Consider the following 14,430-nt stretch of genomic DNA (forward strand, 5'->3'; position numbering starts at 1 on the left):
AATGACCGAATTTATATACTTGAGGAATTAGCAAACTAACCTATCTAAAGAGTTTGCAATTCTATCGTAAAACATTAAAGGGAAACGCAATGAAAAATATAATTTTTACAACACTGGCTTTTGTACTCATGGTAAGTACTCATGCAAGAATAATTCCCAATATTCCGAACTCAACTACACCGACATCTATCGCACTCTTGCCTATTAAAGCCAAGAAGCATCATGTCAATGTAAACATTAAAAACGGTGTTGCTGTCACTTCTCTAGAAACAGAATATTATAACCCAAATAATCGCCTTTTGGAAGGTACATATCTATTTGCTCTTCCGAAAGGTGCTTCTGTTGCTAATTTTTCACTGTGGATCGACGGCAAGGAAATGCCTGCGGAATTGTTGGATGCCAAAAAAGCGGAAGACTTGTATGTAAGCATTGTTCGCAAGATGATAGACCCGGCTCTTCTAGAATTTGTTGGTCGCGAAACATTTAAAATGCGCATTTTTCCTTTTCCAGCAAATGGAACGCGAAAAATTAAGCTAACTTACCAACAAGTTCTAACTGTTGATAATAACTTAACGCGTTACGAGTACCCTCTGACTGCTGTTGGTAGTGGACACGATGATACGATAGGTGATTTTTCGTGTACTGTAAAAATCGCTTCTCAACATTCTTTGAAATCCGTATTTTCACCAACACACGACGTAAAAATCGAACAACAAGGCAAAAACGCGAGCGTAACTTTTTCTAAAAATCACGTCAATACAGATCGCGATTTTGTTCTTTATACCTCCGATTCAAACAAACGCGTTGATCTCAGCTTTATCCCTTTTGCTAAAAACAATGAAAAAGGGCATTTTTTGGCGATGCTATCACCAAAAACAGAACTTGATGCAAGTGAAATTAATCCTAAAGATATTGTTTATGTTTTAGATACTTCAGGTTCGATGGTTGGCGACAAAATGGACCAAGCTAAAAAAGCATTGCAGTACTGTTTACACCAGCTCAATGAAAAAGACAACTTCAATATCGTTTCTTTTTCTACCGAGGCAAATCTATACAAAGATAAACTAGTAAATGCATCCAAACAAAACGTAAAAAAAGCGCTCGGCTATATCGAAGAAGAAATTTTTGCACGCGGTGGAACAAATTTAGAAGAAGCACTACACTACGCTCTTGATATTGCTCCTAAGAATAGCACGCGTCCATACATGATTATTCTACTAACAGATGGCAAACCAACTATTGGTGTCACAAACCCAGAGCAGATAATCAAAAAAGTACAAAAAGCTTCCCTTAAAAACTTGCGCTTGTTTTCTTTTGGAATAGGCGATCAGTTAAATGCGAAATTACTAGACCGTTTAGCAGAAGAGAACAAAGGTACACGTGAATATGTCAGTGCAAAAGAAGATATTGAAATTAAAATATCTAGTTTTGTCGACAAAGTATCTTCTCCTGTACTTAGCAATGTAAAAGTTAAATTTCCTTCCTCAGAAGAAATACGCATTACCGAAGTATATCCACGAGAAATTCCCGATCTATTTAAAGGCTCTCCTCTGACACTACTAGGTCGATTTTCTGGCAAAGGTGATCAAGTTATTAAAGTAACTGGGATGGTGAATGGCAAAGAGCAGGAATTTGTATACGAAGTTTCTTTTCCTGAACAAAATATAGAAAATGAGCATGTGCCACGTTTGTGGGCAGTGCGCAAAGTCGGTTTTCTTCTCGACCAAATACGTTTGCACGGTGAAAATGACGAACTTAAAAAAGAAGTTGTGCGTTTAGCGAAAAAATTTGGAATTGTAACTCCATACACTTCGTATTTAGTTGTCGAAGATGATCCACAGCCTGTTGCAAACAATAGACCAGTTCCTCCATCAGTATGGGATGAAGTGCGACGTCAAGGCGCAGGTTCTGCTAATAATGAAGACGATGACTTTAGTAGCGCAGAAGAAGCGATGGATACCGAAAGTGGTGAATCGGCGGTTACAGCTTCTAAAGAAATACAAAAAATGAAAAAAGCGGATAGCATTTACGAGAACAAGAAAACAAACACACAAATACAAAACAAAATTCGCAAGGTGGGATTTAAAACATTTTACCTATCTAGTGGTACTTGGTATGACAGTGAAGCAATGAGTAAGAAATCGCAAAAGTTAACGGTAGAAAAAATTACTTACCTAAGCGATGCTTACTTCGCACTACTGAAAAAACATCCAAAAATGGCAAAGTATCTAGCGATCGCCAAAAATCTAAGTCTCGAATGGGAAGGTACTATTTACGAGATTCGCGTAAAATAACAGTGCTAAAAGTATTGTATGTTAGCTAAAAAAGAATCGCATAGTTACTAAATTGCTATTGAGTAAAGGAATTTAGAATAGTACAGAAAGTATTATTTTTCTCAAGATGAAGTATCCCCAAAAGCGAAGTAGTTTCTATTCTTCGCTTTTGGTGAGGAGCTTTACTCTAAAATTTAAAGTATACTTTTTTTAGCTTCTTGTCATAAGTCATATGTTTAAAACTATCGAAAAAACATTGGAGTATATTTATCAAAAGATAACTGTTAAGCAAGAGTCTACTTTTTATAGTATTATATGGCGTTCTGAGACCCCTTTAGCAGATTATAATGAAGAGAATAGGGGTAAAGAGATCAAAGAGGGGGAAAGAGTGCTGAGGGAGTTTTTTGAGCCTCGTAGGTTGGAGGTGGAAGTTGAAGGTGAGATGAGTAAAATTATTTCGCATAAATGTTGGATAGAGATTGTGAGACGCACGAAAAAATTAAAGAAATATATGTGATGAAATTAGAAACCTAAGTGAAATGGGTGTCATGATTTGATTTTTTTTACATAGTTGGGTAATATATTTTATATTACCCAACCGTTGAGGAAGTTTATGAAAACTACACAAGTTATTTTTTCTATTGCGATAGATGGTTTTTCTTATCAGTTTCGGAATCGTTTTTGTGGGAGTGAGAGTTGTAAGCTTTGTTACAAGGATGGATTGAGGAGAGACATAGCACCACCGCACGGTCCTTATTTGGATATAAAGTTTAAGAGAGGAGGGAAGGTTGTGCATATATACATAGGACTTCGTTTGTTGCGTTTATATGTTAAGGGTCATCGTGCTCCATACTACGTACTCCTTCGTTTACTCACATTATAACACTTTCTGGAAAAAGTACACAGTTTGTGGCACACCCTCTATTATTAGAATCCTTCCCCGGATTCTTCTAACTCTTCTTCAATATAGTGGTTATCTATTTCTTCATGAGTTATATGTACTCTATTATTGTTGAGCGGATATAAATTCCAAACAACTTCGTAGTAATAGCCTACCTTGAATTCTATAGAAGCTATATTTTCAGTTGTGAAATAAATATTGATTAATTCAAGTTTGTGGTTATTACCCATTTTTTCCTTTATATCTTTCTTTGCTTTGAGATATGTAGAAAAACATAAAACAGCAAGGACAATAATGGGAATTGCTAAATAAATCATTGTTTTTTTCATAATAATCCTTACATAAGCAAAATAAAAACAAAATGAAAACGCTCATGATGACATATTTCCAGAAGATTTTGTAACTCTATTATTTTTGTTGGAATACTATTTATGTCACCTATTATATCTAGAGAAGAAAGATCTTGTAATCGAAATACATAGTCTGGTATTCGTTTATTTCGCGTTGATAATGTAAAAAGAAATTTCCCCCAAAATCCGCAATTCTTAAATTTGCAATCTTCGAGATCATTAAACTTAGCATCGCTTCGAAACGAACAATTATCAAAAATAGAATTCCGGATAGAATATAGTTTTTCGTCTAAGTAGAAAGCACAGTGTTACTTTCGATTCCTTTAAGCGACTTTTCTTTTATTTTTTCCATTTAGCATTTTCTTTTATAAATTAAATTTATTGGTAAATCGCAATAATCTGTATTGTTCCACCGTACATACAAACGGATAGCCAGTGCTGCCTCTTTTGGTGTTACATTTTCTGTGCGGGTGTACTTCTTTGATTATATCACATCGTCATTTAATTGTTAACAAATGCCTCCAATTCGATGCCACTGAGTAAACGGTCTTTTGAAAAACTAACGTTTCGTGAAATAACCGTAGGTATTGCTGGTCTACATTTTATCGATAAATAGTTTTATATCAAAAAAACTAATGTTTTATTAGCTATCGCTGGTCTAGATACGCAAATCTGGAAGACCCTGAGTACGTAAGTTGCTACTGAGCTGTAAGTCTTATACTTAATCACTTTGTGAAAGACAATGGAAATTTTACAGAATGCATAAAAATCATGCGCAGTGGTGTTCTAGAAATTTTATACAAAAAAAAATTCTAACTTGCATATTTAACAAAACCAGGAGACATTCATGCCAGACTTGTAATAACTTAAAACGTAATAATCATCCAAGATAAGACAAATGTTGTAGTGGCAATAAAAATGATACAAAACACAAAATTATTAGTGCGAAGAAAATTGCTATTTAGGTAGATAAATGTGAAATGTTTTTCTCACTTGAGAGATGGAGACAGACTTTCCTTGTAGGCTATCACTATAAAAAATAGAGGCTAAGTGAATAAGTCAAAATTTAGGTTTTAAATTTCCTTAAACAAGATGTACTCTGATCTAGAGCATAACTTTTACGTTTCTGATAATATTTATGAGAAGTGTACTTAGTGATGACTTCTTTGATAAAAGATTCGGAACCAAAAACTAAACCATAAGTAATTTGTGGTTGTTTGACGAGTAAGCCTCTTTCTCTCATTCTTTCTTCTATCATTGTTATATATTTTTTTTGCCTTTGTTTCATAGTCTTACCAAGGTTCATATAAATTTCGTGATAGTCAATATTGATAAGGCCTTTACCAGTCGCATGTTGACTATAGCTGCTCCACCTCCACTCTTTTGGGTGCTTAGTAACTTTGTTTCTCGTCATGTTAAGTTCAATATAAAATATTGTATTAAGTAGCTGATTTTCGGAGTCAATAATAGTCGAATAGAACCTTTCGCCCCAAAAATGTCCTGTGCGTTTGTGTCTACGGTTGTAGTTTTTTGCGTACTCTCCATTGATATATTGCATTATCTTTGACAGATTGTCTTCTATTGGAGTTGATATTAACAAATGGGTGTGGTTGCTGGTGATACAGTAAGCGTGTAGCTTAAAAGAGTATTTTTCGCGGGCTTTTTCTATTACCTTTAAATATTCTATGAAATCCGCATCTTCTTTAAAATAGAAGTTTTTATTATTGCATCTTGTTGTTATGTGAAATAAACCATTTACCATCGAGATTCTAATCGGCCGCATTTGTTTTCCTTTGCAAAATAACTTTATTTAACTGTGTCATTTTACAAGTTCGTTTGACAAAACACACTACATATGCGATTTTTGTTTGCCGTAAGATACTGATGTGAAACGATTTATTTTTCTTTTCTCTTTGTTTTCTGAGCCTGGCACTGATATTAAATGAGGGTTCTTATGGATCTCCAATTAGTAGTATTAAATAACTTTTATGACTGCTCTTATAATAACTATGCTAAGGTGCACTTTGGCAATATTATTGATCTAAAAATACAAGGTTACAGTACACGGTATAACTACGGCGTACTCCCTTTTAATACTTCTGATTATTTTGCGACTCATTTTTCTGTAGTAGAAAAAAATTCACAAAAAATGTTGATGACTTATAAGACTTTAAGTTATAGTCGTTGTCAACAGTTCAATCAAACATTTCCGGCTCTTGCTCTTGTTATGGAGGAGGAAAACCAAAACCAAAATCATCAAAAAGCTATTCAATCTGCCATTACGGAAGCACAAAAAACCAAGACAGAGCTTTTATACCATGGAGGCTTTACTATCCACCCTGACTACAGACGGAAAAAAAATAAAAAAATTACACATTTGCTATTTCGTATAGCGCAGATGTGTAAAGTGAACTACGCATTAGAAACTTCCTCAAGTTGTGCATTGGTTTTTATTACAGAAGGTAAAAAATTTCACAAATATTTTACAGAAAACAACTACCAAAATTTAGAGTTTGCAGGTGAAAATTTAGGTCCTGTTACTGTGCATTCAATCGCTAGTGAAAAAAGCCGTCCTTATATTTCCAGATGTTTTATACAAAGCGACGAACAAGTAGAGAAATATTGGAATGAACGAATAGTTTTAGCGAAAATGGATCGTTGATTATGTTAAATTCAGAATCATACAATTTCGATAACTTCGGGGAAAAAGAAAGCGCCAACGAAATAGAACGTTTAAAAAAACAGGCCACTGCTTTTCTCCAATTAGAACTAAAATCTCTAAAACGTTTAGGAATAGGACCAAATATGAGATCTCTGGAAATCGGTTGTGGGCCAGGGTTTATTACTTAGGAAATAGCTCAACTGGTTTATCCGAGTAAAACTATAGGCTTAGACTCTAGTGAAAAGCTTCTAAAGATAGCTCAAACACAAACGAAACAAAAAAATTTAAGATTTATCCAGGGCAACGCTTACAAAATAGACTTTCCTGAAAATTATTTTGATTTCATTTACAATCGATTTCTATACCAACATTTATCTGATCCTTTATCAGCTTTACGACAAGCACATCGAATTACTAAAAAAGGAGGAAAAGTTATCATCATGGATGTAGATGATTCTTGGTTCACAATTCATCCAGAATTTCCGGAGTTTTCAAAATTCACAGAACAAGCGGCAGAAGCACAAAAAAATAACGGAGGAGATCGTTTTATAGCTCGGAAACTTCCTCATTTAATGAAAAAGGTTGGATTTTCTCGTATTGAGCATGAGGTGCTCGCAATCTCTTCAATAAATATAGGTCTGAAAAAGTTTATTGAACTGACTACACAATTCAAAGTACTTCAAATTCAGAGCTCAGAAGGATATCGTCTCCTAAAAGCAATTGAAAAAAAAATAGCTTTGCAAGAAAATTATTTTTTCGGGATTGTTGCCGCATTTATCATTGCTGGGACAAAATAAATAAGGTTTTAGTAGGTGGATTTATGAAACATGTAACAATAGATTATCTAGACTACTTAAATGAAGTAACAGTTACTATCAAAAAACGAAGTTATGAGCTAATGAAGATTGTTGAAAAAGGCAGAGTTCTCGATGTTGGATGTGGTCCAGCAACAGACACAATTGCGTTAGCAAAACTAGTGGGAAAATTTGGGCAAGTGGTGGGAATTGATAACAATGAAAAAATGATACAAGAAGCTGAGATAAGAAAAAACAGAGAACAAAAACTTGCTCCAGTTATTACTCATAAAAAATGTTGTGCATATCAAATTCCTTATGAAAACAATTATTTTGATTCATGCCGCAGTGAAAGAGTCCTTCAGCACCTCTCAACGCCAGAAAAAGCAATATCCGAAATGGTGAGAGTTACGAAAAAAGGAGGACATATAGTCGTAATTGATACTGATTTTGCGACAACCTCTGTAGACACAACAGAAAAAGAATTGGAACGTAGTTTAATAAATTGCTATCTTGATTATGGACCTCAAAATGCAGATATCGGTAGGCAATTGTATAGATTATTTAAGCAACAAAACATAGAATTTTCTATAGAAATTCATCCATATATGTTTTCTAACTACCAAGTATTATATAAAACTTTTCTCCAATCATTCTATAAAATTGCCGTAGAAAAAAAAGTTCTAACTGAGAAACAAATTGCCAAGTTCGCAAAAAATCTTAAAGAGTCATGTCAAAAGGATATGCTATTTGCGAGCGTATCTCAATTAGTTATTACAGGACACATTAAATAATTTTAGCTTTATTTGGTTTGATGCTAAAAGAGAAAAAAATGGATTTATCTCAGGAAAACATTCGGATTATCATTTTAAAATCTCCTTATGATTATTGGAATGAACCTCTTGTACAAGATCTCTTCGTAAAAATGGTAAGCAATCACCGCAAAACTAACTCATCTTTTTGTACAAGTTGATTCTTGAAACAAAATCCCTTTGTTATGATTGAGAAATCTACTTCCTAGATATAACAATGTTCTTATTACTAATAATAGTATCTTGGATTATTACATAACAACTTTAAATGGTTGAGTTTTTTTATATTTGGTTGCGGCTATGCCCTGCTATCTAAAGGTTTTGTGTACTCTTAAAAGAAAGGATATAATTTAAGAACTGACATTGGGCGAAACAAGTCAAAAAGTGGCTAACTAAACTGATTTATATAGAAAACAGAATAAATCTACCACTGAAAAAGAAGTAAATATAGAATATAAATTATCTATAAATGGTATCAATATTAATCAAAAACTAAAGATCGTAGATGAAAATATGTTTCTAGGATGCTAGTTTCGACAAGAAAATTTCATACCTCTTTACTTGCTTATCCTTTATTTCTCGTATATTTGACGATTTCTACATTTGCTTCGCTCAATGTCGGTAACAAAGATAATTAGAAAGGAATATTAATGGAGAAAAACATGTTTAATCAAAAAAAGATCACTCCTGAAAAAAGAGCAGAAGGGCTTGCCAAAGGAAATATAGATATAGGGCAACATAATGTATCTTTGGTTAGCCTTGAACAATACGAGGTTTACGAGGGATTATTAGAAGGTTGTCCAACACAGAAAATGAATGATAAAAAAATAAAAATGTTTTTAAAACAAGCTGAAGATAACTACTCATGGTGTAATTGTTATCTAGTAAAACCACAAAGGAAAAAAATTGAGCGTAAAAAAAGCCCTTTTGGAATATCAGAATTATTGCCACAAATAGTATGTATTGGACGATTTTCATCTCTTGATCCGGCCAAAGAAAAAGATTCTGATCTATCAATGCTAGTTATTGTTTGGTTTCAAAATAAATTTGCTCTACCGATAGATTCAAGTGTAGCAATTGATATAGAAAAGATAAACTGGAAAGCTGAAGCGAAAGATATACATATATAGTTTTTATTTAATACTTTGATCTGTAACATAAGATATAGAAAATCTAGTAATAAGCGTCGTAAAAGTAACTTAAGAGAAGAATATGTTGTAATGATAGAATAAGCAATCTATGTACTTTGTTTTATCTATTCTTGATCATCTTCATCCACAATGTTTTTCGACCAAAAACCAGCTTTTTGGTAAGAAAGATTTCGAGTTTTAAGCCAATTGTAAAAGGTTCCTTTACAAACATTAAATTTCTTTGCAATCTGTACATAAGTAACTTTTTTAGCAAGTAGTTGCTCTATTTCTGTGCCTTGTATATCTTCCTTCTCCCACCTCTAAAATTACATCTAAACCATACTTATATCCTTTAATTGATACGAAGCTTTCTCCAAAGATATCTTCAATACTTCGAGATAACTATATTATTGATTTTTTAGAGCTATCATATCCGTATTCAGAAAATGATTTACAAAAGCAATTATTCAGAACCTTAAGATATTTTTTCTTGAATTTGGAAAAGACTTTACCTTTGTTGGTCGCGATTTCTTTATTGATTTACTACTTTTTCATCGAGAATTACGTTGTTTAGTTGCTATTGAACTCAAGATAGATGAATTTCAACCGGAGTACTTGAGGAAACTAAACTTTTACCTTGAAGCTCTAGATCAAAAAATTAAAAAAATACACGAAAATCCAAGTGTAGGAATCATTTTATGTGCAAGTAAAGATAATGAAGTTGTTGAATATAGCCTAAATCGTAATATCTCGCCTGCAATGGTTGCTGACTATCAAACAAAGCTAATAGATAAAAAAGTTTTGCAAGAAAAACTTCATGAATTTTTTTCAATGTCTTCAGAAGAACATGACGATTATTTTCCTAGATTAAAGATTGATGGCAAGTTAATTGAAATACTAGAATTTTGTTGTAAACCAAAAAAACGTAAACATATTTTAGAACGCATTGGGGCAGCCCAGAGTAGACAAAAAATCTCAAAAAAATCAATTTAAGTCTTGAAAACAATATACGGCTTTTGTACTATATGTTATATAAGGATATTAATAACAGAATGTTAAGGAAAAAGGTAAATCCGATGTCAGACTCAGTAGAACAAAATGAAAAAAGTAGATAGTCAATTCGGTGCCAGACTGAGTAGGCGCACACAAGATTAATTCGGTGCCAGAGAATGTCCAGCAAAGCTGTAATGACAATATAACGAGGTACTTTGCACTACTCAGTTCATACCAAAAAAACTAATGCCTCATTAGTGAGTATACAAGTCTGGCACTGAGTAAAAAAAATAAATGACATAAGTATTAAGTACAAATTAATACGCTCTCCATCTTTCCATAGTTGCTTTGCATGTGGTCATGATATGACAATAGATGATTACATTAATGATATTGAAATGGTTTTGGAAATAGCTGACTATGTTGTTTTTGTTGTAGATAGTAGAGAGAAGTGTTTGGATGATAATATCGGAGCATTAAACTTACTTAGAGATGTTGCGCAAAAAAAAGATTTATTATCAAACCGATAAAACTTTCATTTTTTGTATTAAGTTTGCCTCAGCGAAAAAGGTCTGACACCCTTATTTTATTATTTTATTATTTTATTATATGCATGTTGTCTGTAGCTAGAGTATTTCCAATTTTTAGGATGTTTAGTTACGCCGTTTCTAGTCATGTTTAGTTCAACATAAAACAGACAGTTCATGTAATGTTCTTCTGATTCTATGATAGTTGAGTGGTATCTTCCTGTCCAAAAATGCCCTGTTTTTCCACGTTTTTTATTGTATGCCTTTGCAAAATGACCTTGGCTATACTGCATAAAAAGAGATAAGTTTTTGTTCCGTGGTGTACCTAAAATGAAATGAATATGGTTATTTGTCATACAGAATCCATGAATACTTACATCGTACTTCTCTCGTGCTTTATTTAGCATTGTGAGTTGCCAAAAAAGTACTGGCGATTATTACATCGTACAACCACATAATAAACCCCACCAACATAAATTAATTTTGGAGCGCGCATCTTTTCTCCTATTCTTTATTATCGAAATTTTAATTCCTTATTATAGCGCTTTCTTCGACAACTTTAAAAAAAGAAGCAGACTTTTATGAGGAGGGGGTTGATAATATTCTAATGTTATTATAAACAAGGATATTCTAATGGAAGAGAAATCTAAATCGTTAGAAATAATAAAAAATAATACCTCCTACTATGGTTGTGCTTTTTTCTTAAAAGAAGATAAAAAATACAAAATAGATGGGTGCGTTTTTGAAAACTGTAGTTTTCGAACAGATGTTACTTTTAGTAGAATAGAGAATTCTCATTTCATCAACTGTAATTTTTCAAATAAGTTTTGTTTGGATTTAAGTAAAACAGATATAGATATACTCTCAGATGGAATTTTCCAGTTATGCTTTCTTACGGAACTAAATTTAGAACAGGCAAAAATAACAGAGATCCCAAAAGAAATAGGACAACTGTTTTCTCTTGTGGTGTTAAATTTAAATTATACAGAAATAATAGAGCTACCAAAAGAAATAGGGCAACTTACTTCTCTTACTCATTTATATTTGTGGGGTACAAAATTAACAAAGATTCCGAAAGAAGTGGGACAGTTATTTTCTCTTACCCATTTACTTTTGCATAGTACAGAAGTCGTAAAGATTCCAAAAGAAATAGGACAATTATCTACTCTTACCCATTTGCTTTTACATAGCAAAGAGATAATAGGGATTCCAAAAGAAATATGTAGGCTTTCTTCTCTTCTTTTCTTAGGAGTGAGTGGCATAAAAACGACAACATTCTTAAAAGAACTTGTTCAACTATCGTCTCTTGTTGCATTAGAGTTAGATAGTACAGAAATAACAAAAGTCCCAGAAGTCATATGGCAACTTACTTCTCTTGTTTCTTTGGGTTTAAATTGTAGAAAAATAACAAAGTTACCAAAAGAAATAGAACGACTATCTTCTCTTACTAGACTTTGTTTACGAGAGTCAAATATAACAGAACTACCAAAGGAAATAGGACGGCTCACTTCTCTGCGAGAATTAAATTTAAAACATACAAAAATAACAAAATTGCCAAAAGAGATTGGGCAACTTTCTTCTCTTGTTAATCTAGATTTGAGCTGGACAAGAATAGCAGAGTTGCCAAAAGAGATTGGGCAACTTTCTTCTCTTGTTAATTTAGATTTGAGTTGGACAAGAATAACAGAATTGCCAAAAGAAATAGGACAGCTTTCTTTAATTCAGATAAAAAGAAAATAGAGAATAACATGGAATTACTTGACATATCAAACTTATTGAAGGGTGTCAGAGCAAAATTTAAAAAGATAGACAAACCTTGTTGAATTATCCTATGATTTTTGCAAGAGAAAACAACGCACAACCGGTCATCGCCAAACTGGATTGCTTGGCTCGTGATGTTGAGTTTATTTTTCAACTTAAGAATAGTGGAGTTGATTTTAAAGCTCTTGATCTTCCTGATATGACGACACTTACAATCGGTATCTATGCTACGATGGCGCAAAACACGAACGCGAAATCATCTCGAAACGCACGAAATATGCTTTACAAGCGAAAAAGAGACGTGGAGAAAAACTTGGTAACCCACAACATTTCCTGCTATGGCTGCTGGAATTACAGATTATTGCTGGCACTGGAACGAATTATGTAATTTTCGTGTAGTATCGTGAAATTATGTAAGGACACCACCAGATTTTCAGGATTTTTTAAGTAAAGTCCAGCTTGTTCCTTTATGAGCGGATATTCCAAGAACTTCAGCTTCTTTGACCATTTGTTTTCGCAGCTCATTGAGTTTAGTGTTAACCAACTTTACAATATGAAAGTGATCAAAAACAATTTCTGTTAAAGGCATATGTTTCATCAAAGCAGTAATATAAGCTTTCCCTATATCTATTGAAGCAGCTTTTGTCTGCACTCCGTATTTTTTGATTTTTCCGAAAAATGGTTCTAAATTTGAACCTTTTTTTCCGTCCCCAACAAAGACGATTCGTCCTGTTGAGAGATCCGTAACGAATGTTAAAAATTTATGCTTTTTACCGATGTAAAATTCATCTATTGAGATAAATTTTAAACCTTTAGTTTTCTCAGATGAATTACTACTCTCTTTTTTATATTCAGCATGTATATATTGATAGTCTACTGTTTCTAATGTATGATAGCAAAAGCTTGTAGTACTCATTTTTTGTTCCTTTATTGGAATTTTGGTTTTTGAGTACTACACTTTTTTATTACTACTTAGTCAAACATAAAACTAAAAATCTACGCATTAGTCGGATGAACCTAAAAAAGCGTGCAAATGAAACTACACGCTTTTTTATTTCGTATGACAAACATCTCTGATGTTAAGGATATATTTTATATATAGATAGATAAAAATGAGTAGAAGCTAGTTCTATATCAAAAAACTAATGCTTGATTAGCTATCGCTGGCACCAGGTTTACCTAATGTTCTTTTACGAAAGACTAATCACAAACAAACCGCTTTTGCTTTTTTAATTGATAATGATTGTACCATCCATCGCTACTAGTAAACCAAAATTCTCTATCGTTATAGATTAATTCTTTTTTACGAAAACATGCTTTGATCGAAGGTTTTTTCACACCAGAGTATCTTTGAATATTGTTATTACAAACATTCAAAGATCCTGTATGGTCTATTACATAAGCTTGAATCCCTGTTTTACCAATTTTTATAGGCCAAGCATAACAAAGGAAATTCTTATTCTTAAGAGTATCATTTCGTTTCCCAAATGGATAAATATTTTTTTTTCCAGACAGTAGATATATGTAAAAATAGTATCCATGTCTCGCTACAACACCATTTTCACTGCTTTTTATTAGATTCTTGATTAATTTATTTTTTGTCACATGCGCTAATTTATCGAAGTCTAAAAATTCACCTAAAGTTTTACTATGTTTTGTCTGCTCGTCGCGGATACTTCCTAGAATTTCCCAAGCGCAAAACTGATTTTTTAGTATCAGTTCTTTTTTATTGTTACGCTGGACTAAATACCCACCACATATAGCAATAAAAATAAAAAAAGCAATTAAACTTATTAGCTTATTTCGCATAAACATAAGAAATTTCTCTTTACATAAAGTAGGTATACTCCCAATTTAGTATAAATTGGGAGTATACCTGTTATTCTTTTTAAGAACTACTGATTATTTATTTCTTCAATTGCATCGTGAATAAATAACTGGTTTCTACCTGATGTAACAATCATTCCTGCTGCTCCTCCTGGAAATGCTTCATTTCCTGCATAAGTATAATGAGTAACCTCTATTAAATGATTTGTTGTTAGTGTTGATCCAGCATCATGAACTAAGCCTATTGTACCCGTTGATTCTTTATCACTTGAAACGGTTGTTTGAGTCTGTCATGTGCGAGACTTAGTAGGTGCCCAATTACCCAATTTGGTGCTAGACTCAGTAGGAGTGCCCAAGACTAATTCGGTGTGAGGGAGCATCCAACAAATTTGTAATAACA

Annotated in this window: 17 protein-coding genes; 12 read left to right on the forward strand and 5 right to left on the reverse strand. The window is 32.9% G+C overall.

Features of this window, described 5'->3' with window-relative positions; translation table 11 throughout:
* Positions 1–89: 89 nt before the first annotated feature.
* Both UABHE_RS05980 and UABHE_RS05985 read left to right on the forward strand, forming a co-directional pair.
* Complete coding sequence (locus tag UABHE_RS05980) at positions 90–2,294, forward strand: VIT domain-containing protein (RefSeq protein WP_372369345.1); 2,205 nt, start codon at positions 90–92, stop codon at positions 2,292–2,294.
* Positions 2,295–2,886: 592 nt separating this feature from the next.
* Positions 2,887–3,156: a hypothetical protein gene (locus tag UABHE_RS05985; protein ID WP_372369346.1), complete on the forward strand. Its 270-nt coding sequence runs from the start codon at positions 2,887–2,889 to the stop codon at positions 3,154–3,156.
* A 44-nt stretch (positions 3,157–3,200) separates the two neighbouring features.
* On the opposite strand, the gene UABHE_RS05990 is transcribed toward UABHE_RS05985, so the two are convergent.
* Together UABHE_RS05990 and UABHE_RS05995 are read right to left on the reverse strand one after the other, a co-directional pair.
* Complete coding sequence (locus UABHE_RS05990; protein WP_372369347.1) at positions 3,201–3,503, reverse strand: hypothetical protein; 303 nt, start codon at positions 3,501–3,503, stop codon at positions 3,201–3,203.
* Positions 3,504–4,590: 1,087 nt separating this feature from the next.
* The gene (locus UABHE_RS05995; protein ID WP_372364955.1) at positions 4,591–5,307 is read right to left on the reverse strand and encodes a transposase; all 717 of its coding nucleotides are present in this window, start codon (positions 5,305–5,307) and stop codon (positions 4,591–4,593) included.
* A 171-nt stretch (positions 5,308–5,478) separates the two neighbouring features.
* On the opposite strand from UABHE_RS05995, the gene UABHE_RS06000 reads away from it, so the two are divergent.
* The 8 genes from UABHE_RS06000 (at position 5,479) to UABHE_RS06035 (ending at position 10,445) form a co-directional block, all read left to right on the forward strand.
* On the forward strand, positions 5,479–6,186 hold the full coding sequence (locus tag UABHE_RS06000) for a hypothetical protein (protein ID WP_372369348.1): 708 nt from the start codon (positions 5,479–5,481) through the stop codon (positions 6,184–6,186).
* A gap of 2 nt (positions 6,187–6,188) precedes the next feature.
* Positions 6,189–6,374: a hypothetical protein gene (locus UABHE_RS06005; RefSeq protein WP_372369349.1), complete on the forward strand. Its 186-nt coding sequence runs from the start codon at positions 6,189–6,191 to the stop codon at positions 6,372–6,374.
* Between the two features lie 12 nt (positions 6,375–6,386).
* On the forward strand, positions 6,387–6,983 hold the full coding sequence (locus tag UABHE_RS06010) for a methyltransferase domain-containing protein (protein WP_372371573.1): 597 nt from the start codon (positions 6,387–6,389) through the stop codon (positions 6,981–6,983).
* A 23-nt stretch (positions 6,984–7,006) separates the two neighbouring features.
* A complete protein-coding gene (locus tag UABHE_RS06015) occupies positions 7,007–7,774 on the forward strand; it encodes a methyltransferase domain-containing protein (protein WP_372369350.1) in 768 nt (255 codons plus the stop codon).
* Between the two features lie 38 nt (positions 7,775–7,812).
* Positions 7,813–7,953, forward strand: coding sequence for a hypothetical protein (locus UABHE_RS06020; RefSeq protein ID WP_372369352.1), 141 nt, complete (start codon positions 7,813–7,815; stop codon positions 7,951–7,953).
* Positions 7,954–8,454: 501 nt separating this feature from the next.
* Positions 8,455–8,922, forward strand: a complete 468-nt coding sequence (locus UABHE_RS06025) for a hypothetical protein (protein WP_372369353.1) — start codon at positions 8,455–8,457, stop codon at positions 8,920–8,922.
* Positions 8,923–9,402: 480 nt separating this feature from the next.
* On the forward strand, positions 9,403–9,915 hold the full coding sequence (locus UABHE_RS06030) for a PDDEXK nuclease domain-containing protein (protein ID WP_372371574.1): 513 nt from the start codon (positions 9,403–9,405) through the stop codon (positions 9,913–9,915).
* Between the two features lie 365 nt (positions 9,916–10,280).
* The gene (locus tag UABHE_RS06035) at positions 10,281–10,445 is read left to right on the forward strand and encodes a hypothetical protein (protein WP_372369354.1); all 165 of its coding nucleotides are present in this window, start codon (positions 10,281–10,283) and stop codon (positions 10,443–10,445) included.
* Positions 10,446–10,504: 59 nt separating this feature from the next.
* Here the strand turns inward: UABHE_RS06035 and UABHE_RS06040 are convergent, their stop codons facing one another.
* On the reverse strand, positions 10,505–10,849 hold the full coding sequence (locus tag UABHE_RS06040) for a transposase (RefSeq protein WP_372369355.1): 345 nt from the start codon (positions 10,847–10,849) through the stop codon (positions 10,505–10,507).
* A 226-nt stretch (positions 10,850–11,075) separates the two neighbouring features.
* On the opposite strand from UABHE_RS06040, the gene UABHE_RS06045 reads away from it, so the two are divergent.
* Both UABHE_RS06045 and UABHE_RS06050 read left to right on the forward strand, forming a co-directional pair.
* The gene (locus UABHE_RS06045; protein WP_372369356.1) at positions 11,076–12,182 is read left to right on the forward strand and encodes a leucine-rich repeat domain-containing protein; all 1,107 of its coding nucleotides are present in this window, start codon (positions 11,076–11,078) and stop codon (positions 12,180–12,182) included.
* A 91-nt stretch (positions 12,183–12,273) separates the two neighbouring features.
* Entirely contained in the window at positions 12,274–12,591 is a 318-nt protein-coding gene (locus UABHE_RS06050) for a hypothetical protein (RefSeq protein WP_372369357.1), read from the forward strand.
* A 45-nt stretch (positions 12,592–12,636) separates the two neighbouring features.
* Here the strand turns inward: UABHE_RS06050 and UABHE_RS06055 are convergent, their stop codons facing one another.
* Positions 12,637–13,119: a transposase gene (locus tag UABHE_RS06055; RefSeq protein WP_372369358.1), complete on the reverse strand. Its 483-nt coding sequence runs from the start codon at positions 13,117–13,119 to the stop codon at positions 12,637–12,639.
* 284 nt (positions 13,120–13,403) lie between these two features.
* Positions 13,404–14,018, reverse strand: a complete 615-nt coding sequence (locus tag UABHE_RS06060; RefSeq protein ID WP_372369359.1) for a DUF2950 family protein — start codon at positions 14,016–14,018, stop codon at positions 13,404–13,406.
* Positions 14,019–14,430 lie beyond the last annotated feature (412 nt).

This window comes from Candidatus Uabimicrobium helgolandensis, from assembly GCF_041508025.1.
Lineage (GTDB): Bacteria > Planctomycetota > Uabimicrobiia > Uabimicrobiales > Uabimicrobiaceae > Uabimicrobium > Uabimicrobium helgolandensis.

Coding starts and splice junctions, on each gene's coding strand:
- UABHE_RS06000 (WP_372369348.1), top strand. CDS start 5,479: ATGGATCTCCAATTAGTAGTATTAAATAACTTTTATGACTGCTCTTAT.
- UABHE_RS05980 (WP_372369345.1), top strand. CDS start 90: ATGAAAAATATAATTTTTACAACACTGGCTTTTGTACTCATGGTAAGT.
- UABHE_RS06050 (WP_372369357.1), top strand. CDS start 12,274: ATGATTTTTGCAAGAGAAAACAACGCACAACCGGTCATCGCCAAACTG.
- UABHE_RS06045 (WP_372369356.1), top strand. CDS start 11,076: ATGGAAGAGAAATCTAAATCGTTAGAAATAATAAAAAATAATACCTCC.
- UABHE_RS06035 (WP_372369354.1), top strand. CDS start 10,281: ATGACAATAGATGATTACATTAATGATATTGAAATGGTTTTGGAAATA.
- UABHE_RS06015 (WP_372369350.1), top strand. CDS start 7,007: ATGAAACATGTAACAATAGATTATCTAGACTACTTAAATGAAGTAACA.
- UABHE_RS06055 (WP_372369358.1), bottom strand. CDS start 13,119: ATGAGTACTACAAGCTTTTGCTATCATACATTAGAAACAGTAGACTAT.
- UABHE_RS06040 (WP_372369355.1), bottom strand. CDS start 10,849: ATGCTAAATAAAGCACGAGAGAAGTACGATGTAAGTATTCATGGATTC.
- UABHE_RS05990 (WP_372369347.1), bottom strand. CDS start 3,503: ATGAAAAAAACAATGATTTATTTAGCAATTCCCATTATTGTCCTTGCT.
- UABHE_RS06005 (WP_372369349.1), top strand. CDS start 6,189: ATGTTAAATTCAGAATCATACAATTTCGATAACTTCGGGGAAAAAGAA.
- UABHE_RS05985 (WP_372369346.1), top strand. CDS start 2,887: ATGAAAACTACACAAGTTATTTTTTCTATTGCGATAGATGGTTTTTCT.
- UABHE_RS06020 (WP_372369352.1), top strand. CDS start 7,813: ATGGATTTATCTCAGGAAAACATTCGGATTATCATTTTAAAATCTCCT.
- UABHE_RS06060 (WP_372369359.1), bottom strand. CDS start 14,018: ATGTTTATGCGAAATAAGCTAATAAGTTTAATTGCTTTTTTTATTTTT.
- UABHE_RS05995 (WP_372364955.1), bottom strand. CDS start 5,307: ATGCGGCCGATTAGAATCTCGATGGTAAATGGTTTATTTCACATAACA.
- UABHE_RS06025 (WP_372369353.1), top strand. CDS start 8,455: ATGTTTAATCAAAAAAAGATCACTCCTGAAAAAAGAGCAGAAGGGCTT.